Here is a 26,068-nt window from a genome sequence, read left to right on the forward strand (position 1 = left end):
CTGGCTGGCGCGGACACCGGGACCAACGAAGCCCCGCGGGGCCCGGTCACGCGCCGTACGGGTGAGGATGCGCCCGAACTCAGATACGGCCCCGGCACAGCTCCAGCATCGTCATCGCGAGCGCCGTGCCGGGCTTCCCGAGAGCGTCCCTGTAGTGGCCGAGCACCTCCATCTCGCGCGACAGGTTCACGCGGCGCCCGCCCGAGGTGATGCGGGCCTCCTGGATGACGGCCGAAACGGCCATCCGTTCCTGGATGAGACCGATGATCCTGTCGTCGAGTGAGTCGATGCGCTCCCGGGCGTTGCCGATCAGGTCCGCGGCCTCGTCGGTGCGGGCGCCGGTCTTGTCGGCGGCGGTGACGGCTGCGGTGGGTGTGCTGGTGCTCATGTCCGTATCTCCTCTGTATGAAGGGGTACGGCCCCCCGGGGCGGCCAGGCCCGGGAATGACAGAACGCCCCGGGCCTTGTCGGCCCGGGGCGCCTGTGAAGTCGCTTGTCAGTAGCTCAAGCAGCTCGACCATGGCACCGGTCGGACCGGGTGCCATAGGTAAAGAGGAAGCTCAGCTGCTTGTGCATGGAACCAGTATGTCCTGCCGCCGACGGGCGGCCAAAGCCAGGTTCGGATGGTGAGACAAGGGGAAAGCAGCCATGAGCTGACCTGGGCGGACGTCGCCACAGGGTGGATGACGTGCAAAAAACACGTCCCAGTACGTCCCAACGTTTGTCGACGTTTCCCCCCGCTGAACGCATAACCCGGAAAGAAGTGATCACCATGGTCGAGATCGAGACCGTCGAAGACGTCGACGCCGTCAGGACTAAGGACTTCACCCGCGTCGTCGAGCTGATCGACGAAATTTCCAGGCCGCCGGGGTACGACCTCAGCGATCCGCAGATGCTCGAATACAACCTGTCGGAGCTGGGTCCCGAAGGTTGCGGGAGATTGCCGCCGCCCGGCTGCGCGCCTCGCCGCCGCATTGGAGTACATCCGCATCGTGCGGCCGAAGTAAGGCGGGGGGACGTTCTGGCTCCAGTAGAGGCCACATCGCTGATCGCGCACCCAAAGGCCGCCGCCACGCCCACGGGGGAAGGCGTGACGGCAGTGGCCCGGATGCTATCGGCCCACTCAGCAGCCCTTTACGCCCCGGACGAGCAGCGTTCCTGTGCGCTTCCCCGCCGGGGGTTCGATCACCTCAGCCGTCACGTCGGTGAACCCGGCCTGTTTGAGCATCTCCGCCCATCGGGCGGGCTCGTAGTCCCAGCGCTTCACATACAGGGGTTCCGCGCCCTTCTCGGGCGGCTGCATCTGCGACGCCTGAGGGCCGTAGCAGCCCACGAGCGCCGGAGGGTTGTGGGAGAACGCGTAAACGCCGCCGGGCGTCAGGCGCTCGTGCACCAGCGGAAGCAAGTCGGCGGGGTCGGTAAACCAGGCGGCCCCGAACACGGAGCAGACGGCCGTGTACTGGTAGTCGTCGGCGGCGAGGAACTCCTCGGCTGTCTCCTGCCTGACGTCGAGGTGCGGCCAGCGTTCGCGCGTCCTGGCGATCTGTACTGGGGAGATGTCCACTCCGACCGCGTCGGCCCCGAGGGCGACGAGATGGGCGAGGTTCCCACCGCTGCCACATCCAAGGTCGAGGACAGGTGATCCGACGATGTTCCCGAGGATCTTCTCGTCGGGGCCGTGGTCGGGCCACTGCGTCCAGTTGAACCAGGTGGACGCTCCGGCCGCGTTCCTCTCGTTGCGGCCAGCCTTGGACGCCCCCCACACATCCCACGCACCTGCGTCTTGCTCTCGCACCTGTCCCTCTGTCCTCGTTTGTCGTTACGTACGGGCAGGCCCGCCCACCGGATGGGACCGGGGGCGGGCCGCACCTCGCTTTTCCTGGCTACTGCTTCTTTCCGCCTACCGGGCTGTCGGTGCAGCCCTGGTGGCATTGCGAGCACTCGGCCGCTGCGGGCCACAGGTCCTCGTCCACGTCCACGTCAAAGCCTGCCGCACCGACGGCCATCAGGGTGCGGTTTCGGATCGCCTCGGGCCCACCGGTCTCGGCCGCGTCAGGGACGCCAGGGTGGTGGTGCAGGAAGCGGCCCGCGTGCTGCTGGCAGAACTCGCTGTACGCCTGGGTGCGGAGGAGGAAGGCGTGCCAGCCCCAGTCGACCTGCTCGGAGGGGGACAGCGGCTCGTCGGTCGTCGTTCCGGCGATCAGGAACGCGACGGTCTGGCCGATGATCCGCTCGGCCAGGACCCGGCTCGTTCCCGGGTGCGCCCTGATCACGTCGGCGGTGAGGCCCTGCCAGACCTCCCGGGGCAGGAAGGCGCGGGGCTCGGTGCGGTGGATCGGGGGATGCTCAAGGGTGGTCGTCACCTGGTTGTCCCTTTCCGGTTGCAGCGGGGCGCTGCGAACGGCAGCGCGGGCATATGCAGATCGGCATGACGTTCGTAGTGGGAGGCGGGCCGCCTTCCCCCTCGTAGAGGGTTCGGTGTGCGGTACGCGTCCCGTCGGCTCTCACCGTGTAGGCGTCGATGCGGATCGGCATGACCTCATCGTCGGCGTCGAGGCCTGGTCATCGCGGCGGCACGGAAGGCGTCATTTGGGCGTCACTCGGAGGCGTCAATTCGGTGTCATTAGACGCTGGTTGGGGCTACCGTCGAAGCCATGACGACAGCCGCGACCGCACCCAACGATGTCCTGCGGGCCGTACGGATCGGCCTGCGCATGTCCCAGGACGACTTAGCGAAGGCGCTGCGCCGTGCAGGCGAGGACCTGGACGAACCCAACGACGCGTCCAAGCGTCTTGTGCAGCGCTGGGAGGCCGGCACCAGCCGTGCCCCGCGCCCGGTCTACGCCCGCGCGCTCCAACACGTCACCGGCCGCCCGGTCGAATCCCTCGGATTCACCCCGCCCGTACCGCAGGCCCGAGTCCACCCCGATCCGCAAGGAGGTCACGACATGGACCCCGGACCCGAAGGCATCCAGGCCGCCACGGCGACCACGCAGCCACCGCCGCCGGACGTGAACTACTCGGGCATCTGGCTCTCCCGGTATGAGTTCTACTCGTCCTCCCGAGACGAGACCTACGACGGGCAGCACTACGTCGTGTTGCTCCAGCACGGGAACCGGCTGACCGGCCAGAGCCTCCCCGGCGGCTCCTCCAACCCGGACAGCCCGCTCACCCTGGACCTGACCGTGGACCGCAGTGTTGTCACCGGGTCATGGATCGAGCAGACGGCCGCCGACGGCTACTACAACGGAGCTCGCTACCACGGTGCGATCCAGATGCTGGTAGAGCCGACCGGCCGTCGCATGGCAGGCAAGTGGGTGGGCTTCGGCAAGGACTTCGACGTCAACACCGGCCCGTGGGAGCTGCGGCTGATCGACACCTCTACCTCGAAGGCAACACTTCAGCAGTACAGCCGACCGCCGGAGGGGTAGGGGAGGTCGCGTCATCGTGAACCCAGTCCTCCTGGACGACGCTGACAGCATCGCCCCACGCATCTGCGGACCTGGAAGTCGCTCCGGACCGAGGCACACCGTGTGATTTGTCAGGCACGACGGAGCCTGAGAGTGGGTTGCAGGCTGTGTTGCACGATCTTCCAGTTGGCGGGCAGGACAGACCGTGGGGCGCGTGTCGGGGGGCTGATCACCCTTGCTGCGGGCAGTGGTCTCCAGCCGAGCGAGCTGCTGGGGCTTCAGGTCCGACACGTGGATATCCTGCGCCGGACGGGCCCGGCTCCACGATCTTCGCCATACGTACGCGAGCGTGCTCATTGCGCACGGCAAGGTCCGAAGACGGTTGCCGCCTGGCTGGGGACACCGTGGCCGTCACCATGAGCGTGTACGCGCACCTGTTCCCGGATGATGAGGAAGACACCAGGGCCGCCGTCGAGGATTTCCTCGGCAGTAGTGCCCTCTCCGTGCCCTCTGGCCGGGTTCCGGACGCTGCGTAGCAGGTCAGGAGGTAGACGTGGTCTGGGACTCGGATGGTGAGACAAGGGGAATGTCGCATCCCCGTTAGAATTGACAGTCCCGACACCCTTCACCGCCGGAAGGCCGCCCCGTGCCAGCAGTGCCCCCCGCCGCCCCCGACGCCGTCCTCGTTGTCGACTTCGGCGCGCAGTACGCCCAGCTCATCGCCCGCCGTGTCCGTGAGGCCCGGGTCTACAGCGAGATCGTCCCCAGCACCATGCCGGTGGCGGAGATGCTGGCCAAGAACCCCAAGGCGATCATCCTCTCCGGTGGTCCGTCCTCCGTGTACGCCGAGGGCGCCCCGACCCTCGACCGTGAGATCTTCGAGGCCGGTGTCCCGGTCTTCGGCATGTGCTACGGCTTCCAGCTGATGGCCACGACGCTCGGCGGCGCGGTCGACGACAACGGTGCGCGCGAGTACGGGCGTACCCCTCTCGCCGTCTCCAAGGCCGGCTCCACGCTCTTCGAGGGCACCCCCACCGAGCAGTCGGTGTGGATGTCGCACGGCGACGCCTGCTCGGCCGCGCCCGAGGGCTTCACCGTCACCGCGTCCACGGACGTCGTGCCGGTCGCCGCCTTCGAGAACGACGAGAAGAAGCTGTACGGCGTGCAGTACCACCCCGAGGTCATGCACTCCACGCACGGCCAGCAGGTCCTGGAGCACTTCCTCTACCGTGGCGCGGGCATCGAGCCCGACTGGACCACGCACAACGTCGTCGAGGAGCAGATCGCCGCCATCCAGGCGCAGGTCGGCACCAAGCGCGCCATCTGCGGCCTGTCCGGCGGCGTGGACTCAGCGGTCGCGGCAGCGCTCGTACAGAAGGCCATCGGCGACCAGCTGACCTGCGTGTACGTCGACCACGGTCTGATGCGCAAGGGCGAGACCGAGCAGGTCGAGAAGGACTTCGTCGCGGCCACCGGCGTACAGCTGAAGGTCGTCGACGCGCAGGAGCGCTTCCTGAACGCGCTCGCCGGGGTCTCCGACCCCGAGGAGAAGCGGAAGATCATCGGCCGCGAGTTCATCCGCGTCTTCGAGCAGGCCCAGGCGGAGATCGTCGCCGAGGCCGGCGCGGAGGGCGAGGACGTCGCGTTCCTCGTGCAGGGCACGCTCTACCCGGACGTGGTCGAGTCCGGTGGCGGCACCGGCACCGCGAACATCAAGTCGCACCACAACGTGGGCGGCCTGCCCGACGACATCGAGTTCGAGCTCGTCGAGCCGCTGCGCCAGCTGTTCAAGGACGAGGTCCGGATGGTCGGCCAGGAGCTCGGCCTGCCGGAGGAGATCGTCCAGCGTCAGCCGTTCCCCGGCCCCGGCCTCGGTATCCGTATCGTCGGCGAGGTCACCAAGGAGCGTCTCGACCTGCTGCGCGAGGCCGACGCGATCGCCCGCGAGGAGCTGACGGCGGCCGGTCTCGACCGCGACATCTGGCAGTGCCCGGTCGTCCTGCTCGCGGACGTACGCTCCGTGGGCGTCCAGGGTGACGGCCGGACGTACGGCCACCCGATCGTGCTGCGCCCCGTCTCGTCCGAGGACGCGATGACGGCGGACTGGACGCGGATGCCGTACGACGTACTGGCGAAGATCTCGACCCGCATCACGAACGAGGTCGCGGACGTCAACCGCGTGGTGCTCGACGTGACGAGCAAGCCGCCGGGCACGATCGAGTGGGAGTAACCCCCGCCGCCCCATAGGTCAACGCCGACGCCGTCGCTCATTCGTTTGGGCGGCGGCGTCGGCGTTCCCGGTGGGTACGCTGACTTTGCACGCGAGACTCCGTCGCATGGGAGCAATCATGAGCGCCGCGCCCGAGTACGAACTGGACGAGCAGTACAACTATCCAGTACCCCCGGCGGGCGGCTGGACTGCGGACGATCTCGACCGGCTTCCGAACTTGCCCAGGCGTACTGAGCTGATCGACGGGAGCCTCGTCTTCTTGAGTCCGCAAACTACCTTCCACATGCGCACCATGCGTCTGTTGGAGAACGCTCTCCTGGATCAGGTTTCGGACGAGCTCGACGTTTTTCGGGAGTTCAGCATCAAGCTGAACAAGCGAAACCGGCCTGAGCCGGACGTCCTCGTGGTTCCGATCGGAGCGGATACCGGCCCGAAGAGCACCTACCTCAAGCCCGAAGACGTCATCTTGGCTGTCGAGGTCGTCTCCGAGGACTCAGAAGAGCGCGACCGCGAGGTCAAGCCCCGGAAGTATGCCGGGGCAGGCGTGCCGCACTACTGGCGCGTGGAAGAGAACGATGGCCTTCCTGTCGTGTACGTCTACGAGCTCGATCCGGCGCTCAAGGCCTACGTTCCAACGGGCATCCACCACAACAGGCTCAAGCTGACGGTCCCGTTCGACATCGATATCGATCTCACCGCGATCAACCGCCGTCGGCGTGGAGGCGACTGATAACGCACGCCTCTGTTCAGCTCCTGTACCGCGCGGTAGCTTCCGGCCCATGAGTGAGATACCCGCGCCCGTACCGGTTCCGGTTCCAGTTCCCGTCGAGCAGCTGGCCTTCGCGATGCCGCCCACCCACGCGACCGCCGCCGAGGAGCGCCAGTACCGGAAGGAACGGCTGGCCGCCGCGCTCAGGCTGTTCGGGCAGTACGGGTACGAGGAAGGCGTCACGGGGCACATCACCGCGCGCGACCCGCAGCACGACGACTGCTACTGGGTGAATCCCTTCGGGCTCGCCTTCGCCGACATGACCGTGAGCGACCTGGTCCTTGTCAACGGAGACGGGCAGGTCGTCGAGGGCGCCCGCCACGTCAACCAGGCGGCGTTCATGGTCCACGCACGGGTCCACCGGGCCAGGCCGGACGTCGTGGCCGTCGCCCACACCCACTCGGTCCACGGCCGTGCGCTGTCCGCGCTGGGCGAGCTGCTCGACCCGATCACCCAGGAAGCGTGCGCGTTCTACGAGGACCACGCGCTGTACGACGCGTACACGGGCGTCTCCGTCGACGAGGCGGAGGGGCGGTGGATCGCGGGCGCGCTCGGGCCGCACAAGGCCGTCATCCTGCGCAACCACGGGCTGCTGACCGTCGGGGACTCGGTGGACGCGGCCGCCTGGTGGTTCATCTCGATGGAGCGCTGCTGCCAGGTGCAGCTCGCCGCACGGGCGGCGGGACGGCCCGTACTGATCGACCACAAGGACGCGGTTGCCACGCGGGACCAGCTGGGCAGCGACCTCGTCGCGTGGATCAACCACCAGCCGCTGTGGCGCCGGATCAGCCGCACCGAACCGGAGCTGTTCGCGTAGCACTCTTTCGGGTGGAGCGCGGGCGTCCCTCCGTACGGCAGAATTCCCCTACACCGGAGGGAAGTTCCCTTCAGCGGGTTCGAGAGGGCGGAAAGCTTCCGTGGCTGTGCAAGAGGCAAGACAGAGCACGCACAGTGGCGGTTGTACGTGCGGCGACTGCCCGCACGGCGCCCGCGAGGGCCACCGCCGCGCCGTCGCCGCCTTCCTGGCCAAGCGCGACGGACTTGCCGCAGGTCAGGGGTTGCCCGCCGCCGTCGCGCACTCCGCGGGCGCCTCGCGCCAGTGGGTGTCGGACGAGCTGACGCAGTCGGCCCGCGCGGTCGCCGAGCGCAGCCGCGAGGCGGGCGAGGCGTGGCTCGCGATGGTGTGGCGCAGCACGCTGTTCGTGGTGTGGGGCGGGGTGATCGTGCTGCTGCTCGCGGAGGCTTTCACCGCCATCGGCGCCGGCTGGACCATGGCCCGCACCGCGGGATTGATCGCCGCGCTCGTCACCGCCGCCCTGCTGACCGGCGCGGCGCGCATGCACCGGGCGCGCGGCGGCCTCCTCGCGCCCCTCATCGGCGAGGACAACCGGCTGTCGACCTCGCGCGCGGTCGCCGCGAGCTGGGTGCTGCTCATCGTCTTCGCAGTGCTGGTGATCGCGATCCAGCTGGCGGGCGCCTCCGACCACGCCGACCGCGACGAGCTGATCGCGGGCCTCGAACTCGCCCGTGGCCTCGGCATGCTGACCGTGCTCGCGCTGACCTGCGCCATCGCCGTCGTGGTACGTCAGGTGGTGACCGTCCGGGTCCTCTCGCAACGTCTGCAGAAGGTACGGGCCGACCGCCCCCGCGCCGCCGACCTGCTCACGGACGACGCGGGCCGCGGCAACTTCGCCGACGTGCAGTACGTCCTGGTGAGCGCGGTCGCGGTGGTCTTCGCCGCCGTACGTCTCGCCCGGCGGCCCGAGCAGCTGCCCGATCTGCCGTGGGGCCTGGCCGTACTGGTGGCGGTCTCGGCGGCGACGTACTTCGCGGGGAAGTACGCGGAAGGTGGCCGTCCGGTGGTCCTGTCGGTGGTACGGGCCAGGGAGGCGGGCGATCTGGACGCGCCGATCCGTACCGGCGACGACATCGAGATCCGCGGTGCGGGCTTCGTACCGCCGGGCGCGGGGACCCCTGACCGGCTGGCCCGGATGGTCGTACGGATCGGGACAGTGCACGTCCATGTGCCGCTGATCCCGGTGCCGGGCGGCTTCGCCAACCCGACGGACACGGTGCTGACCGTGCCCGTGCCGGTGGAGGTCGAGCCGGGCCGGGTGGATGTGCAGGTGGTGACGGCGGCGGGCGCGGAGACCGACCGGGTGACGATCGACGTCACCGACTGAGCGGCTGAGCCGCGTCTTGCGTCTACCTGCCGTTTGAGCCGGATCACCGCTGCATACGTATCCCTCTTCGAGGGGCGCGAGGGGACAATCGTGCCCGCGCCGTACGGGCGGCGCTGACTCTTCGGAGAGGCGGGACCAGACCATGAGCCACGGGTATCGAACCGGCGGCAACGGCACCATGGCGGGAACGGGCATGGGCGCGGGCAGAGGCATGGGCATGCGCATGGGCGACGGGCCGTACGGGCGCGGCGGCCTGCGGGCCACGGCGCGCCGCTACTCGCTCCTGCCCCTGCGCATCTTCCTCGGCGTCACCTTCATCTACGCAGGCCTGGACAAGCTGACGGACAGTCAGTTCATGTCCGCGAGCGGCACCGGCTCGGTCGGCGAGATGATGCGCGGCGTGCGCGACACCTCGGCCATCCCCGCCCTCGTGGACCTCGCGCTCAAGAACCCGGAGGGCTTCGGCTACGCCATCGGCTTCGGTGAACTCGCCGTCGGCATCGGCACGCTGATCGGACTGCTCGCGCGCCTCGCCGCGCTCGGCGGGGCGCTGATCTCGCTGAGCCTGTGGCTGACGGTGAGCTGGTCGTCCGACCCGTACTACTACGGGAACGACCTGATCTACCTCATGGCCTGGCTGCCGCTCGTGCTCGCGGGCGCCGCGTTCCTCTCCATCGACGCGGCCCTGGCGGCGCGCCGCCGGCGCACGCTGTAGGTCACCCAGCTCGCGGCGCCCGCGAGCAGCAGCCCGAGGCAGATGACGGGGAGCGCGAGGTAGGCCGGGACCTGCCATGCGCCCGTGGCGTCTGCCGTGTACGCCGCTGCCGTGCCCAGCACGACGAGGCCGCTGATCAGCTTGCCGGGCCTGAATTGGTGCGCGTCACTTCGCGGCACGGGTCACCTCCACCTGTCCGACGCCGACTTCCAGATGCAGCTGGAGTGTCCCGGCGGGCTTGCCACTCTGCGGCCGCCCGTTGGCCGGCTCCGGCTCCGGCTCCAGTGTCCGGCGCCGGTCCTGGTCCGTCCGTACGTCGAAGTCCTGTCGCTTCTCTCCCGGCAGCTGGATGTCACCGACACCCACCTGCATGCGCAGTTCCACCCTCACGTCCTTCGGTACGACGACCCTGAGCTGCCCGGCACCGACCTCGGCCCGGGTGGCCACGGAGGAATCCGCCGGCACGCGTACGCCGCTGAGGTCGAGCGTGCCCACGCCGGACCCGAGCTCGTACCGCGGCCGCACGTCCGAGACCGAGGCCGGCTTCCAGTCCGTACGCATCCAGTCCGTGGAGATCTGCTTCGGCAGCGCGGCGGCGCCGGTCAGCAGCAGCGCGGTGATCAGGGTGAGCAGAATCGTGCCGACGCCCGTACGGCCGCGGAACGCGCTCACCGTGATGCCGAGCCCGAAGACGGCGAGCGCGCAGGACAGGCCGATCTGGAGGCTCGTGCCGAGCGGCTGCGCGTCCCACGACAGGCCGGTGCCGAGCCCGGCCGCCAGTACCGCCAGCAGGAACACCCGGCCGCCGATGCCGCGCGGCCCGCGCGTCGCGGGATCGCGCCGCTGCTGCGGGGGAAGGGCGGGGGCCGCACCCCGGTCCCGGTCCGGCGCCTCGTTCACGACCGCGCCCTCGGGCCCCCACAGATAGCCGGTGCCGACCGGGCCCGTCGTGCCGTCCTTGACGATGGGATCCCGCCACCAGGAGGGCGCCCCGGGCACGGGCGGCGCCTGCGTCTCCGGCGGCGCGACGGCGGCCGCCTGTGCGGCCACCGGGTCGACCGGGCCGGTTTCGGGGTCGGTGAGGCGGCGGCGCTGGGACCAGTAGGTGGCGCCGGCGAGGGCGATGGAGAGCAGCACGGCGAAGCCGAGGACGCTGCCATTGTTCAGCATCGAGAGGAAGAGGCCGCACCCGACGAGAGCGAAGAGCACGGCGATGAGCGTGGCGCCGTCCACCCGGCCGGTCAGCAGGCGGCGGGCCTCGTTCTCGTCCTCGCCGTCGAGGGGGATGAAGAGCCAGGCGAAGCCGTAGAAGATGAGGCCGAGACCGCCGGTGGCGGCCAGGACGCCGAGACCGATCCGGAAGATCACCGGGTCGAGGTCGAAGTGCCGGCCGAGCCCGCCGCACACGCCGCCGACCATCTTCTGCCGCTTGCTGCGGCGAAGCGGCAGTGGTGGTGGCGGTGGTTCTCCGGCGGATGCCGGGGAAGCGGCGGCGTCGTACGGCTGTGTCATACGTCCATGGTGGGGGGCGGTACGGCGCCGCGGCACCCGCCCCGACCCTGGACGATCCCTGATTTCCACCCCGACTCACGGCCTCGGGGCGGGCGGGGGCGACAGGCCCGCGGCCCGCTGGTCAGGGTGTGTGGGGGAGTCAGGGGTATGTGGGGGACCGACCCTGATGCCCGGACCCGCCCGTACATGTGACCATCGGGGCATGCCAGTCGCCACGCCCCGCCGAGCCGCGAGCCCCCTCGGCCCCGAACCGGAGGAGTCGCAGCCGCGCAAGCTCTATCGCAGCGCCGAAGGGCGGATGCTCGGAGGTGTCGCGCGCGGGCTTGCCGGGCATCTCGGACTGCCGGTGGTCTGGGTGCGGATCGTTTTCCTCGCGCTCTTCCTCTCGGACGGTCTTGGCGCGGTGCTGTACGCCGTCTTCTGGTTCGTGGTCCCCCTCGGCGTCGGCGGCGTGGACGCGCCGCGCTCGGCCTTCGAGACCGCACCCGACGGGCGCCGCAAGCTCCGCAAGCCCGACAAGGGCCAGGTCTTCGCACTCTTCGCGCTGCTCGTCGGAGCCGTCACCTTCGTCACCAACGTCGAGGTGGGAGGCCAGGCCGGGCGGTACGTGTGGCCGGCGCTGCTGATCGGCCTCGGCGTCGTACTCGTCTGGCGCCAGGCAGACAACGCGCGCCGCGCCCACTGGATGGAGATCGGCCGCCGCCGCCGCATGCTGCAACTGGCACGCGGACTGGCGGGCGTGGCGCTGGTCGGTACGGGCCTGACCGCGTTCCTGGTCGTACGGGGCTCCGCGGCGCAGCTCGGCAACGTACTGACGGCGGCGCTCGCGGTCATCACCGGCATAGCGCTCCTGGCCGGGCCATGGCTGGTCCGTATGACCCAGGACCTGTCCGAGGAGCGCCTGATGCGCATCCGCGCCCAGGAACGCGCCGAAGTCGCGGCGCATGTGCACGACTCGGTGCTGCACACCCTGACGCTGATCCAGCGCAACGCGGAGGACCCCGGAGAGGTACGGCGCCTGGCACGGGCGCAGGAACGGGAACTCCGTAACTGGCTCTACAAGCCGGAGGGCAACGGCAAGGACGAGTCGGAGGAGCCCACCACCCTTGCCGAAGCGGTCAAGCGGTCGGCGGCGGAGGTCGAGGACAAGCACGGCGTACCGCTGGAGGTCGTGGTCGTCGGCGACTGCCCGCTCGACGACAAGCTCGTCGCGCAGATGCAGGCCGCACGCGAGGCAATGGTGAACGCCGCCAAGTACGGTGGCGAGGGCGGGGCGGTGCAGGTGTACGCGGAGGTCGAGGGCCGGACGGTCTTCGTCTCCGTACGGGACCGGGGGCCGGGGTTCGATCTCGATTCGGTGCCGGACGACCGTATGGGCGTACGAGAATCGATCATCGGCCGCATGCAGCGCAACGGCGGCACGGCGAGGCTGCGTTCCGCGCCCGACGGGGGCACGGAAGTCGAGCTTGAGATGGAGAGGGCGGCGGACGCATGACCGAGACCGAGGGAACGCAGGACAGGCGAGTGCGGGTGGTTCTGGTGGACGACCACCGGATGTTCCGTACAGGAGTGCAGGCGGAGATCGGGCAGACCGAGACGACCGGCGTCGAGGTGGTCGGCGAAGCCGCCGACGTCGACCAGGCGGTCACGGTCATCACGGCGACCCGCCCCGAGGTGGTACTGCTCGACGTCCACCTGCCGGGAGGCGGCGGCGTCGAAGTGCTGCGCCGGTGCGCGCCGCTGATGGGCGCGGTGGAGAACCCGGTGCGGTTCCTGGCGCTGTCGGTGTCGGACGCGGCCGAGGACGTGATCGGGGTGATCCGGGGCGGGGCGCGGGGGTACGTGACGAAGACGATCACGGGCACGGATCTCGTCGACTCCATCTTCCGCGTGCAGGACGGCGACGCGGTGTTCTCGCCCCGGCTGGCGGGCTTCGTGCTGGACGCGTTCGCGTCGACGGACGCGCCGCCGGTGGACGAGGACCTGGACCGGCTGACGCAGCGGGAGCGGGAGGTGTTGCGGCTGATCGCGCGGGGTTACGCGTACAAGGAGATCGCGAAGCAGCTCTTCATCTCGGTGAAGACGGTCGAGTCGCATGTGTCGGCGGTGCTGCGCAAGCTTCAGCTTTCGAACCGGCATGAGCTGACGCGGTGGGCTACGGCGCGCCGGCTGGTGTGACGGTCTGTGGTGCGACCGGCTCCGGTGTGACGGTCTGGAGGTACTCGTCCATGGCGTCCCTGTTGCGGATGAGGCACTCGATGCGCTCGGTCATCCGGTCGCGTTCGCGTTGCAGCGTGGCGAGCATCTCCGGTGTCGCGTCGGGGAAGTGGATGACGCGGGGCTTGTCGAGGCAGGGGAGGATCTGCTTGATGATGCGGGTCGGCAGCCCGGCGTCGAGCAGCCCTCTGATCTGCATGACCCGGTCGACGAAGCGCTCGTCGTACTCGCGGTAGCCGTTGGGGGAGCGGTCGGCGGCGATCAGGCCCTGCTCTTCGTAGTAACGCAGCAGTCGCCGGGGTGTGTTGGTGCGCTACGACAGCTCTCCGATTCGCATGTGACCTGCCTCACGTCTCGCTGGCCGCGTTGACCCTCACATCAATGTGAGGGTCCGAGCATATCGAGCATGCGAAACCACACAACAGAGCTCACCCGCCCCGGAGTCGAACCCGAATCCGGAGTCGAATCCGGCGTCGAGTCCGGAGTCGAGTCCGGATCCAAGCCCCAGAAGCTGCCGCTGCCCGCCCTCCTGGCGCTGGCCACCGCCGTCTTCATCACCAGCCTGACCGAGACGCTCCCCGCCGGTCTGCTGCCGGCGATGAGTGCAGACCTGGGCGTCAGCGAGTCTGCGACAGGCCAGACGGTGACGATCTATGCGATAGGCACTGCCCTCACGGCGATCCCGTTGACTGCGGCCACGTCAGGGTGGCGGCGCAAGCGCCTGCTGCTGACGGCGATGGCGGGATTCGCCTCCGCCAACACGGTCACGGCGCTCTCCGAGACTTACTCCCTCACCATGGTGGCCCGCTTCGTCGCCGGAGTGGCGGCGGGCCTCGCCTGGGCGCTGCTCGCCGGTTATGCCCGCCGCATGGCGCCCGTACATCTGCAAGGCAAGGCGATCGCGATCGCCATGGCCGGGATACCGGTCGCCCTGTCGGTGGGCGTTCCGGCGGGGACCTTCCTCGGCAAGGCGCTCAGCTGGCAGGTGGCGTTTCTGATGATGACGGCGCTGACTGTCGGCCTGCTGGGATGGATCACCGCGACGGTCCCTGACTATCCCGGCGAGCGGCGGCAGGACGGCCGCCGGGCGCCGGTTCTGCGGGCGTTGCGCGTGCCGGGCGTAACGCCGGTCCTGTTCGTGACCTTCGCCTTCGTGCTGGCCCACACCGTCCTCTACACCTTCATCGCCACGTTCCTCGCCCGGCTCGGCATGGGCGACTCGACCGACCTCGTGCTGCTGGTCTTCGGCGCCGCGTCCCTGATGAGCATCTGGATCGTAGGCGCGCAGATCAACCGCCGGTTGCGCGCTCTGACCGTGGCCAGCACCGTCCTGGTGGCCGTGGCGGCCGCGATCCTGGCGGTCCTGGCCGACAGTCCCGCCATGGTGTACGTCGCGGTGACGCTGTGGGGGCTCGGATGGGGAGGTGCGCCCACCCTCCTGCAAACCGCCGTGGGTGACGCGGGGGGCGACGCGGCGGACGCCGCGCAGGCCATGCTCGTCACCTTGTGGAACGCGGCCATGGCGGGCGGTGGGCTGGCGGGCGGGATCCTGCTCGACCGCCTCGGCCCGACCTCCTTCCCGTGGAGCGTCCTTGTACTGCTGGTGCCGGTGCTGCTGGTGGTGACGGCGGCTCGGATGCACGGTTTCCCGGCGCGGCGGCGACGTACGAGCGCGACCTCATGAGGGCCTTACGCCGCCTCCTCGGCCAGCATCTCGCGGGCGTCCATCAGGGCGAAGCCGAGGAGGTTGAGGCCGCGCCAGGTGGTGGGGGAGGCGGCGCGTCCGTCGTCGGCTGCGAGGCCGATGCCCCAGACCCGGTCGTGCGGACTGGCTTCGACGAGGACGCGGTTGCGGGTGGCGAGGAGGTACTGGAGGAGGGCGTCGTGCTGGCCGAACTTGGCGATGCTGCCGCGCACGACGATTCCGTAGCGGTGCTCGCGCCAGGTCGCCTCGTCGAAGCCGGCGACTTGGCGGCCGAGGGCCTTCGCTTCGGCGGGGGTCTTGGCCCGGAGGATCTTGGCGGCGGATTCGTCATCCCCGAAGAGCCAGCCCTTGTGCGCCATCATGTAGTGCTCGGCGGAGCGGTAGGTGTGACCGTCCTCGGTGAACTCGACGGGCCACCACTGACTGAGGCAGCCGGGCCCGGCTGCGGTGCCGGGGGTTGGCCGGTGGCCCCAGAAATAGAGGTAGCGCAGGCGCGCGTTTGTTGTCTGTTCTGCGGCGATGGCCTCCGCGACGGATTTGGGGAGAGGGCTGCTGCGAGGGTTGTTGGGCATGGGCGCACCGTTACACACCCCCGTCGGCCGCCTCAAGGCAATTGACCTCCAACCACACCGTCTTGCCGGCCCCGCACTCACGCGGCGCGGCTACCTACTGCGAGGCAAGCGTGTCTACCAACGCGAGGCAGCGCCCGGTCTTGTCGTCCGGCGAGGCGTCGCGCGGATGCGGGAGTACGACGCAGGCGTCGAAGACCTCGATGCGCAGGATGGCGACTGTTTGCTGCTGCACGGCCAACCGCACCCAGATCTCCCGGCCGGGCGCGCAGCCCGCGTGACGCAGGGCGTTGGTCATGAGCTCGCTGAGAAGAAGGGTCGTGGTCTCGGCGGCGTCGTCGGGGACCTTCCACGCCCGGGCTTGGCCGACGAGGAGGGTACGGGCGCGGCCGACGCTGCGGGGGAGGGGGCGGCGGGGGAAGTGCCACTCGATGTGGTCGTTCATGGCTCATACCGTGCGGAAACGGCATGGCTGGGTGGAGTAACGGCCCCGGTGCAGAGGGTGGTTGTAACCATGGCAAACCCCGAGCCGCCGATGGCGTGGCGGTACTGCGGCAATCAGATCAAGCGCTGGCGCGAGCGGGCGGGTGTGACGCGGGAGGCACTGGCCAAGGAGGCCAGTTGCAGCTACGGGTACGTAAAGGCGATAGAGGCGGGGCGGCGAAAGCCGACGCTGCATCTGCCTCAGGTGGCGGATGGGTATTGCGGGGCGCGTCGAGTGCAGCTTTGTTCTGTACGAAGCTGTCGTGCGGTGCCCGGTGGGTGGGCCGGCGGCGCACAAGGAGCAGCTGTTGCACCTGCTGGAGGTCGGCGCGCTCCGTCATGTCTCAATCCAGGTGCTGCCGTTCAGCGCGGGCGCAAACCCAGTCGACGTACAGCGGCACCGAGGGAGGCAACTGCGTAGAGGTCGCCACCTGCCCCAGCACCGTCCATGTCCGGGACTCGAAGGTGAAGGGCGGTCCTCAACTCGCAGTGCCCGCCCCGTCCTGGGCCGCGTTCGTCACGTACGCAGCGGGAGTGTCCTGAGCGGGGCGTTGATGGGCCTGGGGCGTTGTTTGCCTCTGCTGTGGGGGCCGCCTTTTCGGAGGGTGGCGTCGGAGGGCCGCCCCTCAAGGGCGCTCCTGCGTCGCGTCGCCTGCGGCGATTGCGCTCCGCTCCACCCTTGACCGCCGACCCTCCGCCGCAATGCTTCTGGGGGGCGGCCCCCGGGGGGAGCCCACGGGGAAGGCTCGGGGAGTGGCTGGTGTGGCGTTGCCGGGCGGCGGGCCCGGTGAGTGGGGCGCACGACGTCCAGGGGGCGGCTCGGCCCCAGGCTCAGCGACTGCGGCGACGGCCGTTGATTGCGACATCCCCATTCCCACGCCACGAGCACCCACGACGGCGGCCGATTGGCCGGTCGGGTCGACGTGCGGACTCATGTCTGAGCGGGTGGGACGCATGAGTTGAATGGGGGGACTCGAGACGGTGTGGCGTCCACCCCGGCCGGTGATCGGTTGGGCCGCAAGCACGTTGCTGATGTGGGTGGGGGCAATTGGTTACGGCCGGGGTGGGTTGGTGGCGGGTATCGGCTGAAGAGCGCCCAGGACCCACGGCATTTTCTTCCTGTGGGTGACGATGAACACCGGCACGCCGTTGTCCTCGCATTCGAGGACCAGGGCCCGGCCGTCGTAGTCGGGGTGGGCGGGATCCGTCCAGTAGGGCGGACGGACGCGGAGCGGGGTCAGACTGTGCGGCGCCTCACGACGGAAGAAGGCGCCGGTCGGGTCAGGTGTCGACGCCAGACAGCCGGGCCCGGCCACCAGGTATCCACCACTGCCCGCATAAGGGATCTCGCCCAGGATCATGCCCAGGAAGCACTGTTCAGTGGCAGGCACGGACGGCGTCAAAGCGATGGTGTCGTCCCCGCGCTGGCGCCGCCACAGGACCAGGGCTGCCACCGAGCAGCCGGCCAGGACCACGGGGGTGCACAGTGCGACGAAACGAAGTGCCGCCCCGGGGCTGTCGGTGGGCCACGTGGCTGCCGCCCCGATCCCCGTGAGGCAGAGCGCACCCACGAGCGGGACACCGAGCTGCCAGGGGGATGCCCTGACCGAGACGTGAGAGCGCCGCGCCCACCAGTACCAGCACCACAGATAGGCCAGCCCCTGGAAGCCGATGGCGAGGCCCCAGGCGCAGAAGAGCTTGTAGTCGCCGCGCGGGTCAGCGGTCGTATACCGGCGCGCGGACTCGAAGTCGACGTACCGGATCTGTCCCCGCCAGTATGTGACTTCGACGGTTCCTCCCACGTGGGCGATCGGGGGCTCCTGCGGACTGCCCTTGAAACGGGTACGGCTGGATGTCCCGTCCGCCTTTGCGACGTACAACCAGTACGAGGACGACTTCCGTCTCTTCAGGGGCTCGGTCCGGTCGATGCGCGCTGCGACAGTCCACAGACAGTCGTCGTCACGGTCGCCCGGCGCGCAGCTGACGGCGGCCTTGAAGGCGCGTTCCTGGTCGAGCGCGCCACTCATGGTGACCAGCAACAGCCACGCCGCCACCAGCACGCACACGGAGCCCATCCCCGCAGCGAGGCGCCTCGCCATACGGATCTTCGGGTGGGGAACATCAGTCGTCGCCAGAGTCACTGGCACAGTATGCGGAGTGAAGAGGGAAGGGAACAGGGGTGATATGTGCACCCTTCAAGCGGTGCTTTTTGCCGAGAACTGGCAGTTGGCGTCGGGCCCGCGTGACCGAAACCACCACTTGACGCACTCCGACGTCTCCCGGATGGCCTGAAATGAGGCGAAAGGGATCTCTGCGTCGCCTTCTGCCGGGTTCGTATCGAACCGCTCCCGCCCGCGAGTGTCGAGCCGCCGCCTGCGAGCGTGGCCGCTCGCCCGGTCGGACCACCAACCCCTGGACGCCCTTCCACCCACCCACGCCAGCAACCTGCTTGGGGCCCAACCGATCACCGGTCGGGGTGGACGCCACACCGTCCCGAGTCCCCCCATTCAACTCATGCGTCCCACCCACCTCTGGCGCAGACGCTGACGCAGGAGCCGACAGCCAGTGAGCTCGGCGGGGCGCCCGTCCGGCCCCCGCCCAACGCTCACCCCGCCCTCAGTGCCGCCGGCCCCGCAGCCGCCCCAGCAGCTGCCTCGCCTGGCTGCGCCTCCTGGGGTCGGACGCCGCGCGGCGTGCCTGTGCGATCGTTCGGCGCCCTTGCGGGCTGCGTGCGTACTGCTTGATCCGGCTGATGATGCCCGGCATGGTCGGCCCTCCGTTCGCGGTGGTGGCACGTGGTGTGGCGTGCGTTTTGCTCTACGTACGCCGCTTACCCCATCTCGGGCGTTTAAGACCGGCCTACGGGTTCAGCTCTCGTCACGGAACAGGCTCAACAGGCTCGTTCACGGCGACGTCGCCCCGCTCGTCAGAAGCCAGCGTCAGAAGCGAGCGTCAGAAGCGAGCGTCAGAAGCGAGCGTCAGAAGCGAGCCTCAGAAGCCCTACGCCGGCCTCGTCGCCCCCGCGAACGGCATCTCGTCGATCGGCGCCACCCGGACCGGGGCGCCGGGGCGGGGGGCGTGGATCATCTGGCCGTTGCCGATGTAGAGGCCCACGTGGCTGATGCCGGAGTAGAAGAAGACCAGGTCCCCAGGGGCGAGCTGCGAGCGCGAGACGCGCTGTCCCGCGTTGATCTGCGTGTACGTCGTACGCGGCAGCGAGACGCCCGCCGCCTTCCAGGCCGCCTGCGTCAGGCCCGAGCAGTCGAAGGCGGACGGCCCCGTGGCACCCCAGACGTACGGCTTGCCGATCGCCCCGTACGCGAAGGAAATTGCCTGCCCGGAACGGGAGTTCGGCGCCTGGGGCGGTCGGTTGCCGCGAGTGGCGGTGCGGTCGGCCCGGTCGGCCCGCGAAGGGGTAGCGGCGGTCGAACCGCCGTGGCCGTCCTCCTGGGCGTACTCCTCGCGCTGCTCCGCCGTGAGGCGGGACAGGAGGTTCTCGGCCGCGTCGATCTTCTCCTTGATCTTCGACTTGTGCCTGCGCAGGTCCTTCTGGTGCGCCTTGAGTTCGTCCAGGCGGTTGTCCGCCTCCTCCCGCAGCTGCTCGATTTCGCCGAGCTGCTGCCGTATCCCGGTGACGGCCGCCGCCTGCCGGTCGCCGGCGCGGTCGGCGATCGCGGCGCGCTCCAGGTACTGGTCCGGGTCGGAGGTGAGTGCCACCTGTACGGCCGGATCGACCGCGCCGGTGCGGTACTGCGCGGTGGCGAGCGAACCGAGCCCGTTGCGCGCCGCGTTGAGGCGCTCGGTCCTGCGGGCGGCCTCGTCGCGCAGCTCCTCCAGGGACTCGCCGGCGTTGTCGGCCTTCTCCTTCACGCCGTTGTACTTCTCGGTGGCGACCTCGGCGTCGTGGTACAGCTGATCGACCTTCGCCTTCACCTGAGCGGGGGTGAGGGCGGGCTCCGCGTGCCCCATGCCGTCGAACGCGGTGGCGCTCGCGGCTCCAGCGAGCGCGAGGGTGACGGCGGTGCGGGCGGTGTTGCCGGTGAGCAGGCGCTGCTTGGGCTTTCGGTGCGTGGCCACGAGGGCGTCCACGTCCTTCCGTCCTGTACGTCGCTGTACGTCGAGCCGCTCGCATCCGGCGGCGGCCCGCACAGGGGAACGGGGCCGCCGCCGGACTCTCGGCGGTGGTGTCCGACTGCCGCTCCGGGGAGAGGCGGCGGTGGGGAGTCGGTCACCTGGGGAAGGACGCTAAACCTGAGGGTCACGGGGCAGCGGTGGAATGACCGACAGTGCTCGAATTAGGTAGCTGAGTGAACGCCGTTGGGGGAGGGGCCTGCGCCGGCAGCGAGCATTCCGCTCTTCCGCGACCGATACGGCGATGGCACGGGAACCTGGCCGCCGGGGCTGCTATAGCCAGAGCTAGGCTCCGGTTCATGGACGTACTCATCAATGTCTTCGTCGGCCTGCACATCATCGGCATCGCGTCGCTGCTCGGCGGCTTCCTGACCCAGATGAAGGCGATGGGCGCCGGCACGGCCCGCTTCAATCCGGCGATGCTGCACGGCGCGCTGACCATGCTCGTCACGGGCGTGGCACTGGTGGGACTCAACCAGGCCGACGATCAGACGGTGAACAACCTCAAGATCGGCATCAAGGTCGCGATCCTCGTGGTGATCCTCGGCCTGGTGTACGTCAAGCGCGACGAGGAGAAGGTCGAGAAGGCGCTGTTCGGTGCGGTCGGCGGCCTGACCGTCGCCAATGTCTTCATCGCGGTGCTCTGGACCTGACCCTGTTCAAGACCGCGTCGCGGTTCCGCATCCTTCGTCCGCGGCCTCCATACGCTCGGCCATCGACGTACTGCGGTCGTAAGGGTCGACCTCGGGACCGTCACCGTCACCGTCACCCGAGCCGGTGGCCGGCTGTTCGGCGGCGAACTCCGGGGTGAGGTAGCCGGTGACGGTGTTGCAGCCGCCGTTGGTCATGTCGACCTTGTACGAGACGAGGGAGAAGGTTCCCGGCTCGGTGATCACCTTGTCCGGATCGTCCCAGTTCAGCACCACCTCGCGTCGCACGATCGCGCGCGCGACCTCGTCGGTGCTCGCGGCCGCCCGCGCGACCGGATACACGTAACTGACATCGGTGGTCACCTGGAGGGCGCCGCGCTCGCCCTCGCGGTACGTGATCCGGCCTCGGGTCTTGACCACGTCCCCGACAAGGCGCGCGTGCGACTTCTCGAATCGGCTGAAGAGCAGCAGCGGGTCGTTCTTCCTGCTCGGTGTGCGAAACGCGGTCGCCAGAAAGTCCTGGACGTCCTGCTGATGCGGGTTGATCAGCGCGATCGCCTTTCGAGGGTGCTCGCCCCGCAGCACCCCCGGATCCAGGCTGGACGCGGTGAGGAAGTCCCGGGTCCGCTCAAGAGCCCGTTCCACCTGCGCCGCGCTCATCCACCCGGTCGCTCTGGCCGTGGGTACCGCGATCCCGGCCGTGCCGCTCGCCCAGCGCGCCGCAGGCGAGCCCTTGAACGGTTCGTCAAGCGTGGGCCGTTGGGCCGCCACCCTGGGGGACGGCTGGTCCGGGCGTTCCGACTCCGTGGCGAGCGGCCCCGAGGCGGCCTGGCCGTCACCGCCGAACCATCCGACCACCCGCCCCGGATCCAGCGCCACGACCAGCAAGGCCAGTGCGGCCACCAGCCCGACCGCGTACAAGCTCTTCTTCCGCCTCGGCCGGGCCGGGGAGTACGTGCGCCAACCCTCTGAACTCGCGGGCTCCTCGCGCAGCCGCCGGGCCACGTCGCGGGCCCGCGCCGACGGCTCCTTGGGCGCGTCCGGCGTGCCGTCCGCCGACTCCCGGAGAAACCGGTCCCACTCCTCGTCAGGCACGGATGAACCGCTCCGCTCCCCACCCGCATTCACACTGAACTCCTTGCACCGACCACCGCTTCGGCCCTCCCCAGGGTGTCCTCGGCATGATCGCACAGCGGTTTTTGAGGCAACCGCCCAGTTCAGGTGACTTCTCGTCGCCCTGCCCAACCGGACCAGCGAAGGACAGGGCGACGGTGAACGGCTACGCGGGGCGCACGCTGCCGTAGATCGGCATGTAGTAAATCGACTCCTCGCGGACGTACGCACCGGGCTTCGGCGCGTGGATCATCTTGCCCCCGCCGATGTAGATGCCGACGTGGCTGATGTCGTCGTAGAAGAAGACCAGGTCGCCCGGTTTGAGGTTGTCCGTCGCGATGCGTGCGCCGACCTTCACCTGGTCCCAGGTGGTACGGGGGAGGTCGACGCCGGCGGCCTTCCAGGCGTCCTGGGTGAGGCCGGAGCAGTCGTACGAGCTGGGGCCTGCCGCGCCCCAGACGTACGGCTTGCCGATCTGGGCGCGGGCGAAGGCCAGCACCTTCTCGGCCTTGGCGGCGTACGCGTCGCCGGTGCCGGTGCCGGTGCCTGTACCTGTGCCCGTACCGGCCCCCGTGCCCGTGCCCGTTCCCGTTCCCGTTCCCGTTCCCGTTCCCGTATCGCTCTCGTCCTTCTGTGCCGCTTCCTCCTGGCGCTTGCGCTCCGCCTCCGCCTTCGCTTCGGCTTCCGCCTCCGCCTTGGCCTTCGCCTCGGCCTTGCGCCGCGCCTCCGCCTCCCGCTGCTTCTCCAGCGTCGCCAGCCGCGCCTTCTCCTGCGCGGTCAGCCGGGACAGCAGCTCGCGCGCCTCCGCGAGCTTCGTCTGCACGTCCTGCTTCGAGGACTTGAGGGAAGCCTGCGACTCGGTGAGGTTCTCCAGGCTCCGCGTCGCCTCGGCGCGCTTCTTCGACGCCGCCGCCTGCTGCGTCTCGAAGTCGGTGACATCCGTCTGCTGGCGTTCCGTCATCCGGTCCAGCAGCCGGTTCTGGTCGAAGTACGCCTGCGGGCTGTCCGCGAGGAGCAGCGCGGCGGTCGGGGTGACCGACCCCGACCGGTACTGCGCGGCCGCGTAGTTGCCGAGCTTGCGCCGGGCCTCGTTCAGCTTCTCTGTCCGCTCGGCCACGGCGTCGAGCAGGCCGTCCACGGACTTCCGCTGCTGGTCCGTCTTCTCTTTGGCCAGGTTGTACTTCTGCGTGGCCGTGCCGGCCTGCCGGTAGAGGTCGTCGACCTTCTTCTGTACCTCTTCGACGGTCGGCTTGGGAGCCGTCGGCGCGGCGGGTGCCGCGCCCGCTGTCTGGGCGAGCAGGCCGACTGAGGCGAGTGCGGCCGTCGTGATGCCCAGTGCGGGTGCGGTGGTGCGTGTACGGGCACGCGGCTTGCGATGCGACGCCAAGGCCGGCATCTCCTTCCGTGGAACCGCCTACCGGGTTAGCTGTCGGGTTCGGGCGGAACGGAAGGTGCCCTACGGTCCGTGGGACTGCGGACCGATTCACCCCAGGTGATGCGCGTGGGTCCCCGGTTCCGTACTGCCTTGCGGGCAGGCCGAATTCGGCGTGGGCAGCCCGCTCCAGCGCTTCTCGCCGGTTGGGGTACGAGCCGCCCGACTCGGCACGCTAGCCAAGAGTTGTGACTACTGGGAAGCCCGATGTTCGATATGCCCGATACATTTCCGTGACCTGGACGAGTTGGTTCTGTTGCGCGGCGCGGGGTGGCGCACCCCGCCCGGCGGCCGGGCTCCCCATCGCGTGGGCAAGCTCACACGCGACGGCCGGGGTGGCACCGGCATGCGGCGTACGGGCTTCCCCCGGGCAGATCTGCCCCGATCGGAGAGAGAGCCGTAGCTAGCCGCAGCGAGCCGGAGAGAACCGGACGGGGGAATCCGGGGCGGGCTGTCGGTGGTCCCGCCTAAGCTTGGTAGACGATGAGCAGCCTCTTTGACGACAGCTTCCTGGCCGACCTCCAGCACTCGGAAGACCCGGCCCCGCCGCCCCCCGAGGATCACGCCCCGGAGGAGGTCCCGCACGACCTCTTCGGCGGCGCCTTCGACGCGCCCCCGGCGCCCAGGGACGCGCACTACAGGGACGGCGCGCCGCGCCCGGTCGTGGACGCCGCCGCGCTGCTCGACGGGCTGAACGAAGAGCAGCGCGCCGCCGTCGTTCATGCCGGATCGCCGCTGCTCATCGTGGCCGGCGCCGGCTCGGGCAAGACCCGCGTCCTGACCCACCGGATCGCATACTTGCTGGCCAAGCGGGGTGTGCACCCCGGCCAGATCCTCGCGATCACCTTCACCAACAAGGCCGCGGGCGAGATGAAGGAGCGCGTGGAGCAGCTCGTCGGCCCGCGCGCGGGTCACATGTGGGTCTCCACCTTCCACAGCGCCTGCGTGCGCATCCTGCGCCGCGAGTCGAAGAAGCTCGGCTTCACGTCCTCGTTCTCGATCTACGACGCCGCCGACTCGAAGCGCCTGATGGCGCTCGTCTGCCGCGATCTGGACCTCGACCCGAAGCGCTTCCCCCCGAAGGCCTTCAGCGCCAAGGTCTCGAACCTGAAGAACGAGCTGATAGACGAAGAGACCTTCGCCGGGCAGGCCGCCGACGGCTTCGAGAAAACCCTGGCGCAGGCGTACGCGATGTACCAGGCACGGCTGCGCGAGGCCAACGCCCTGGACTTCGACGACATCATCATGACCACCGTGCACCTGCTCCAGGCGTTCCCGGACGTCGCCGAGCACTACCGGATGCGCTTCAGGCACGTCATGGTCGACGAGTACCAGGACACCAATCACGCTCAGTACACGCTCGTGCGAGAGCTGGTAGGGCCGTCGGGCGAGAACCAGGCGCCCGCCGAGCTGTGCGTCGTGGGTGACGCCGACCAGTCGATCTACGCCTTCCGCGGCGCCACCATCCGCAACATCCTCCAGTTCGAGGAGGACTACCCGGACGCGAAGACGATCCTGCTGGAGCAGAACTACCGCTCGACGCAGACCATCCTCACCGCCGCCAACGCCGTCATCGAGCGGAACGAGAACCGCCGCCCGAAGAACCTGTGGACGGACGCCGGAGCGGGTTCGCTGATCACCGGGTACGTCGCCGACACCGAGCACGACGAGGCGCAGTTCGTCGCCGAGGAGATCGACCGGCTGACGGACGCGGGCGACGCGAAGGCCGGCGACGTCGCCGTCTTTTACCGTACGAACGCCCAGTCCCGTGTCTTCGAAGAGATCTTCATCCGCGTCGGGCTGCCCTACAAGGTCGTCGGCGGCGTGCGCTTCTACGAGCGCAAGGAGGTCCGGGATGTGCTCGCGTACCTGCGCGTCCTGGCGAACCCCGAGGACACCGTTCCGCTGCGCCGCATTCTGAACGTACCGAAGCGGGGCATCGGCGACCGCGCCGAGGCGATGATCGACGCGCTGTCGCTGCGCGAGAAGATCAGCTTCCCGCAGGCGCTGCGGCGCGTGGACGAGGCGTACGGCATGGCGGCCCGCTCGGCGAACGCCGTGAAGCGCTTCAACACGCTGATGGAGGAGCTCCGTACGATCGTCGAGTCGGGCGCCGGGCCCGCCACGGTCCTGGAGGCTGTTTTCGAGCGGACCGGCTACCTCGCCGAGCTCCAGGCCTCGACCGACCCGCAGGACGAGACGCGCATCGAGAACCTTCAGGAACTCGCCGCCGTGGCTCTGGAGTTCGAGCAGGAGCGGGAGGGCGACGAGCCCGGGACGCTGGCCGAGTTCCTGGAGAAGGTCGCGCTCGTCGCCGACTCGGATCAGATTCCTGATGAGGATGAGGACGGGTCGGGCGTCATCACGTTGATGACGCTGCACACCGCGAAGGGGCTTGAGTTCCCTGTGGTGTTCCTGACCGGCATGGAGGACGGCGTCTTCCCGCACATGCGCGCGCTCGGTCAGACCAAGGAGCTGGAGGAGGAGCGGCGACTCGCGTACGTCGGCATCACGCGCGCCCGCGAGCGGCTCTACCTGACGCGGGCCTCGATGCGCAGCGCGTGGGGACAGCCGTCGTACAACCCGCCGTCGCGGTTCCTTGAGGAGATCCCGGAGACATACCTGACGTGGAAGCGCAAGGGCGCGCAGGCCCCGGCGGGACCGGTGTCGGGCGTCGCTTCGTCGCTGTCGTCCTCGCTGGCCTCGCGGTCGCGGGGGGGTGGCGGCGGGGCTTCGGGGTTCGCCACGCGGCGGACGTCGGACAAGCCGGTGGTCGCGCTTTCGGTCGGGGACCGGGTCACGCACGACCAGTTCGGGCTCGGCACCGTGATGACGGTGACGGGGACGGGGTCGGACGCGCAGGCGACGATCGACTTCGGCGACGAGCGGCCGAAGAAGCTGCTGCTGCGGTACGCGCCGGTCGAGAAGCTGTAGCGCGGGGCTGCGCGG

General features: G+C 69.5%; 23 protein-coding genes, 3 pseudogenes and 1 riboswitch. Of the genes and pseudogenes, 14 read left to right on the plus strand and 12 right to left on the minus strand.

Going from position 1 to position 26,068, the window contains the following annotated elements:
- Window positions 1-79: 79 nt before the first annotated feature.
- The 3 genes from J7E89_RS08825 to J7E89_RS08835 all read right to left on the minus strand — a co-directional run bounded on the left by J7E89_RS08825 (window position 80) and on the right by J7E89_RS08835 (window position 2,363).
- Window positions 80-388, minus strand: a complete 309-nt coding sequence (locus J7E89_RS08825; RefSeq protein WP_214970651.1) for a chorismate mutase — start codon at window positions 386-388, stop codon at window positions 80-82.
- Window positions 389-1,123: 735 nt separating this feature from the next.
- Window positions 1,124-1,795, minus strand: a complete 672-nt coding sequence (locus tag J7E89_RS08830) for a bifunctional 2-polyprenyl-6-hydroxyphenol methylase/3-demethylubiquinol 3-O-methyltransferase UbiG (protein WP_214970654.1) — start codon at window positions 1,793-1,795, stop codon at window positions 1,124-1,126.
- Window positions 1,796-1,883: 88 nt separating this feature from the next.
- A complete protein-coding gene (locus tag J7E89_RS08835; RefSeq protein ID WP_214970656.1) occupies window positions 1,884-2,363 on the minus strand; it encodes a hypothetical protein in 480 nt (159 codons plus the stop codon).
- A 291-nt stretch (window positions 2,364-2,654) separates the two neighbouring features.
- Here J7E89_RS08835 and J7E89_RS08840 point away from each other — a divergent pair, with 291 nt between their 5' ends.
- The 6 genes from J7E89_RS08840 (at window position 2,655) to J7E89_RS08865 (ending at window position 9,307) form a co-directional block, all read left to right on the plus strand.
- Window positions 2,655-3,431 carry a DNA-binding transcriptional regulator gene (locus J7E89_RS08840; protein ID WP_214970666.1) on the plus strand — a complete coding sequence of 259 codons (777 nt, stop codon included), beginning with the start codon at window positions 2,655-2,657 and terminating at the stop codon, window positions 3,429-3,431.
- Between the two features lie 625 nt (window positions 3,432-4,056).
- Window positions 4,057-5,640 (plus strand): glutamine-hydrolyzing GMP synthase, encoded by a 1,584-nt coding sequence (gene guaA / locus J7E89_RS08845; protein ID WP_214970669.1) that lies wholly within the window; start codon window positions 4,057-4,059, stop codon window positions 5,638-5,640.
- Between the two features lie 118 nt (window positions 5,641-5,758).
- Window positions 5,759-6,370 (plus strand): Uma2 family endonuclease, encoded by a 612-nt coding sequence (locus J7E89_RS08850; protein ID WP_214970768.1) that lies wholly within the window; start codon window positions 5,759-5,761, stop codon window positions 6,368-6,370.
- A 49-nt stretch (window positions 6,371-6,419) separates the two neighbouring features.
- Window positions 6,420-7,226, plus strand: coding sequence for a class II aldolase/adducin family protein (locus tag J7E89_RS08855; RefSeq protein WP_214970672.1), 807 nt, complete (start codon window positions 6,420-6,422; stop codon window positions 7,224-7,226).
- Between the two features lie 100 nt (window positions 7,227-7,326).
- A complete protein-coding gene (locus J7E89_RS08860; protein ID WP_214970675.1) occupies window positions 7,327-8,592 on the plus strand; it encodes a hypothetical protein in 1,266 nt (421 codons plus the stop codon).
- Window positions 8,593-8,809: 217 nt separating this feature from the next.
- Window positions 8,810-9,307, plus strand: a complete 498-nt coding sequence (locus J7E89_RS08865) for a DoxX family protein (RefSeq protein ID WP_251060306.1) — start codon at window positions 8,810-8,812, stop codon at window positions 9,305-9,307.
- A 165-nt stretch (window positions 9,308-9,472) separates the two neighbouring features.
- On the opposite strand, the gene J7E89_RS08870 is transcribed toward J7E89_RS08865, so the two are convergent.
- Entirely contained in the window at window positions 9,473-10,819 is a 1,347-nt protein-coding gene (locus J7E89_RS08870; RefSeq protein WP_214970680.1) for a PspC domain-containing protein, read from the minus strand.
- Between the two features lie 202 nt (window positions 10,820-11,021).
- Between J7E89_RS08870 and J7E89_RS08875 the strand changes: the two genes are divergently transcribed.
- Both J7E89_RS08875 and J7E89_RS08880 read left to right on the plus strand, forming a co-directional pair.
- Window positions 11,022-12,314: a PspC domain-containing protein gene (locus tag J7E89_RS08875; protein ID WP_214970683.1), complete on the plus strand. Its 1,293-nt coding sequence runs from the start codon at window positions 11,022-11,024 to the stop codon at window positions 12,312-12,314.
- Complete coding sequence (locus J7E89_RS08880; RefSeq protein WP_214970686.1) at window positions 12,311-12,997, plus strand: response regulator transcription factor; 687 nt, start codon at window positions 12,311-12,313, stop codon at window positions 12,995-12,997. The genes J7E89_RS08875 and J7E89_RS08880 overlap by 4 nt, the downstream gene beginning before the upstream one ends.
- On the opposite strand, the pseudogene J7E89_RS08885 reads toward J7E89_RS08880, so the two are convergent.
- Window positions 12,975-13,373 (minus strand): annotated as a pseudogene (locus J7E89_RS08885) (MerR family transcriptional regulator). The gene J7E89_RS08880 and the pseudogene J7E89_RS08885 overlap by 23 nt on opposite strands.
- A 69-nt stretch (window positions 13,374-13,442) precedes the next feature.
- Between J7E89_RS08885 and J7E89_RS08890 the strand changes: the two are divergent.
- Window positions 13,443-14,720, plus strand: coding sequence for an MFS transporter (locus J7E89_RS08890; RefSeq protein WP_214970688.1), 1,278 nt, complete (start codon window positions 13,443-13,445; stop codon window positions 14,718-14,720).
- 5 nt (window positions 14,721-14,725) lie between these two features.
- On the opposite strand, the gene J7E89_RS08895 is transcribed toward J7E89_RS08890, so the two are convergent.
- Together J7E89_RS08895 and J7E89_RS08900 are read right to left on the minus strand one after the other, a co-directional pair.
- Window positions 14,726-15,313: an NADAR family protein gene (locus J7E89_RS08895; protein WP_214970691.1), complete on the minus strand. Its 588-nt coding sequence runs from the start codon at window positions 15,311-15,313 to the stop codon at window positions 14,726-14,728.
- Window positions 15,314-15,407: 94 nt separating this feature from the next.
- Entirely contained in the window at window positions 15,408-15,755 is a 348-nt protein-coding gene (locus tag J7E89_RS08900; RefSeq protein WP_214970694.1) for an ATP-binding protein, read from the minus strand.
- Window positions 15,756-15,845: 90 nt separating this feature from the next.
- Here J7E89_RS08900 and J7E89_RS40670 point away from each other — a divergent pair.
- The 3 genes and pseudogenes from J7E89_RS40670 to J7E89_RS08910 all read left to right on the plus strand — a co-directional run.
- Window positions 15,846-15,977 (plus strand): annotated as a pseudogene (locus J7E89_RS40670) (helix-turn-helix transcriptional regulator); the annotation flags it as partial.
- A 28-nt stretch (window positions 15,978-16,005) separates the two neighbouring features.
- Window positions 16,006-16,119, plus strand: a pseudogene (locus tag J7E89_RS40675) (Scr1 family TA system antitoxin-like transcriptional regulator); the annotation flags it as partial.
- A gap of 13 nt (window positions 16,120-16,132) precedes the next feature.
- A complete protein-coding gene (locus J7E89_RS08910; protein WP_214970700.1) occupies window positions 16,133-16,336 on the plus strand; it encodes a DUF397 domain-containing protein in 204 nt (67 codons plus the stop codon).
- A gap of 509 nt (window positions 16,337-16,845) precedes the next feature.
- On the opposite strand, the gene J7E89_RS08915 is transcribed toward J7E89_RS08910, so the two are convergent.
- The 3 genes from J7E89_RS08915 to J7E89_RS08925 form a co-directional block, all read right to left on the minus strand.
- Window positions 16,846-17,934, minus strand: coding sequence for a hypothetical protein (locus J7E89_RS08915; RefSeq protein ID WP_214970705.1), 1,089 nt, complete (start codon window positions 17,932-17,934; stop codon window positions 16,846-16,848).
- Between the two features lie 475 nt (window positions 17,935-18,409).
- Window positions 18,410-18,559, minus strand: a complete 150-nt coding sequence (locus J7E89_RS08920; protein WP_214970708.1) for a hypothetical protein — start codon at window positions 18,557-18,559, stop codon at window positions 18,410-18,412.
- Window positions 18,560-18,793: 234 nt separating this feature from the next.
- Window positions 18,794-19,882 carry an NlpC/P60 family protein gene (locus tag J7E89_RS08925; RefSeq protein WP_374196800.1) on the minus strand — a complete coding sequence of 363 codons (1,089 nt, stop codon included), beginning with the start codon at window positions 19,880-19,882 and terminating at the stop codon, window positions 18,794-18,796.
- Window positions 19,883-20,223: 341 nt separating this feature from the next.
- Between J7E89_RS08925 and J7E89_RS08930 the strand changes: the two genes are divergently transcribed.
- The gene (locus J7E89_RS08930; protein WP_214970711.1) at window positions 20,224-20,577 is read left to right on the plus strand and encodes a hypothetical protein; all 354 of its coding nucleotides are present in this window, start codon (window positions 20,224-20,226) and stop codon (window positions 20,575-20,577) included.
- Between the two features lie 6 nt (window positions 20,578-20,583).
- On the opposite strand, the gene J7E89_RS08935 is transcribed toward J7E89_RS08930, so the two are convergent.
- Window positions 20,584-21,669 (minus strand): hypothetical protein, encoded by a 1,086-nt coding sequence (locus J7E89_RS08935; protein ID WP_308315400.1) that lies wholly within the window; start codon window positions 21,667-21,669, stop codon window positions 20,584-20,586.
- 184 nt (window positions 21,670-21,853) lie between these two features.
- Window positions 21,854-23,074 carry a C40 family peptidase gene (locus tag J7E89_RS08940; protein ID WP_214970717.1) on the minus strand — a complete coding sequence of 407 codons (1,221 nt, stop codon included), beginning with the start codon at window positions 23,072-23,074 and terminating at the stop codon, window positions 21,854-21,856.
- 7 nt (window positions 23,075-23,081) lie between these two features.
- Window positions 23,082-23,245: riboswitch (cyclic di-AMP (ydaO/yuaA leader) on the minus strand.
- A gap of 357 nt (window positions 23,246-23,602) precedes the next feature.
- Here J7E89_RS08940 and pcrA point away from each other — a divergent pair.
- The gene (gene pcrA, locus J7E89_RS08945; RefSeq protein ID WP_214970720.1) at window positions 23,603-26,053 is read left to right on the plus strand and encodes a DNA helicase PcrA; all 2,451 of its coding nucleotides are present in this window, start codon (window positions 23,603-23,605) and stop codon (window positions 26,051-26,053) included.
- The last annotated feature ends 15 nt before the right edge of the window (window positions 26,054-26,068 follow it).

Source organism: Streptomyces sp. ISL-100 (assembly GCF_018614615.1).
Taxonomy (GTDB): domain Bacteria; phylum Actinomycetota; class Actinomycetes; order Streptomycetales; family Streptomycetaceae; genus Streptomyces.

Bases quoted from the DNA above. Each gene is read 5' to 3' on its own strand.
- J7E89_RS08870 (WP_214970680.1), bottom strand. From the start codon at position 10,819: ATGACACAGCCGTACGACGCCGCCGCTTCCCCGGCATCCGCCGGAGAA.
- J7E89_RS08900 (WP_214970694.1), bottom strand. From the start codon at position 15,755: ATGAACGACCACATCGAGTGGCACTTCCCCCGCCGCCCCCTCCCCCGC.
- J7E89_RS08825 (WP_214970651.1), bottom strand. From the start codon at position 388: ATGAGCACCAGCACACCCACCGCAGCCGTCACCGCCGCCGACAAGACC.
- pcrA (WP_214970720.1), top strand. From the start codon at position 23,603: ATGAGCAGCCTCTTTGACGACAGCTTCCTGGCCGACCTCCAGCACTCG.
- J7E89_RS08875 (WP_214970683.1), top strand. From the start codon at position 11,022: ATGCCAGTCGCCACGCCCCGCCGAGCCGCGAGCCCCCTCGGCCCCGAA.
- J7E89_RS08865 (WP_251060306.1), top strand. From the start codon at position 8,810: ATGCGCATGGGCGACGGGCCGTACGGGCGCGGCGGCCTGCGGGCCACG.
- J7E89_RS08855 (WP_214970672.1), top strand. From the start codon at position 6,420: ATGAGTGAGATACCCGCGCCCGTACCGGTTCCGGTTCCAGTTCCCGTC.
- J7E89_RS08895 (WP_214970691.1), bottom strand. From the start codon at position 15,313: ATGCCCAACAACCCTCGCAGCAGCCCTCTCCCCAAATCCGTCGCGGAG.
- J7E89_RS08920 (WP_214970708.1), bottom strand. From the start codon at position 18,559: ATGCCGGGCATCATCAGCCGGATCAAGCAGTACGCACGCAGCCCGCAA.
- J7E89_RS08850 (WP_214970768.1), top strand. From the start codon at position 5,759: ATGAGCGCCGCGCCCGAGTACGAACTGGACGAGCAGTACAACTATCCA.
- J7E89_RS08840 (WP_214970666.1), top strand. From the start codon at position 2,655: ATGACGACAGCCGCGACCGCACCCAACGATGTCCTGCGGGCCGTACGG.
- J7E89_RS08890 (WP_214970688.1), top strand. From the start codon at position 13,443: ATGCGAAACCACACAACAGAGCTCACCCGCCCCGGAGTCGAACCCGAA.
- J7E89_RS08930 (WP_214970711.1), top strand. From the start codon at position 20,224: ATGGACGTACTCATCAATGTCTTCGTCGGCCTGCACATCATCGGCATC.
- J7E89_RS08910 (WP_214970700.1), top strand. From the start codon at position 16,133: ATGTCTCAATCCAGGTGCTGCCGTTCAGCGCGGGCGCAAACCCAGTCG.
- J7E89_RS08880 (WP_214970686.1), top strand. From the start codon at position 12,311: ATGACCGAGACCGAGGGAACGCAGGACAGGCGAGTGCGGGTGGTTCTG.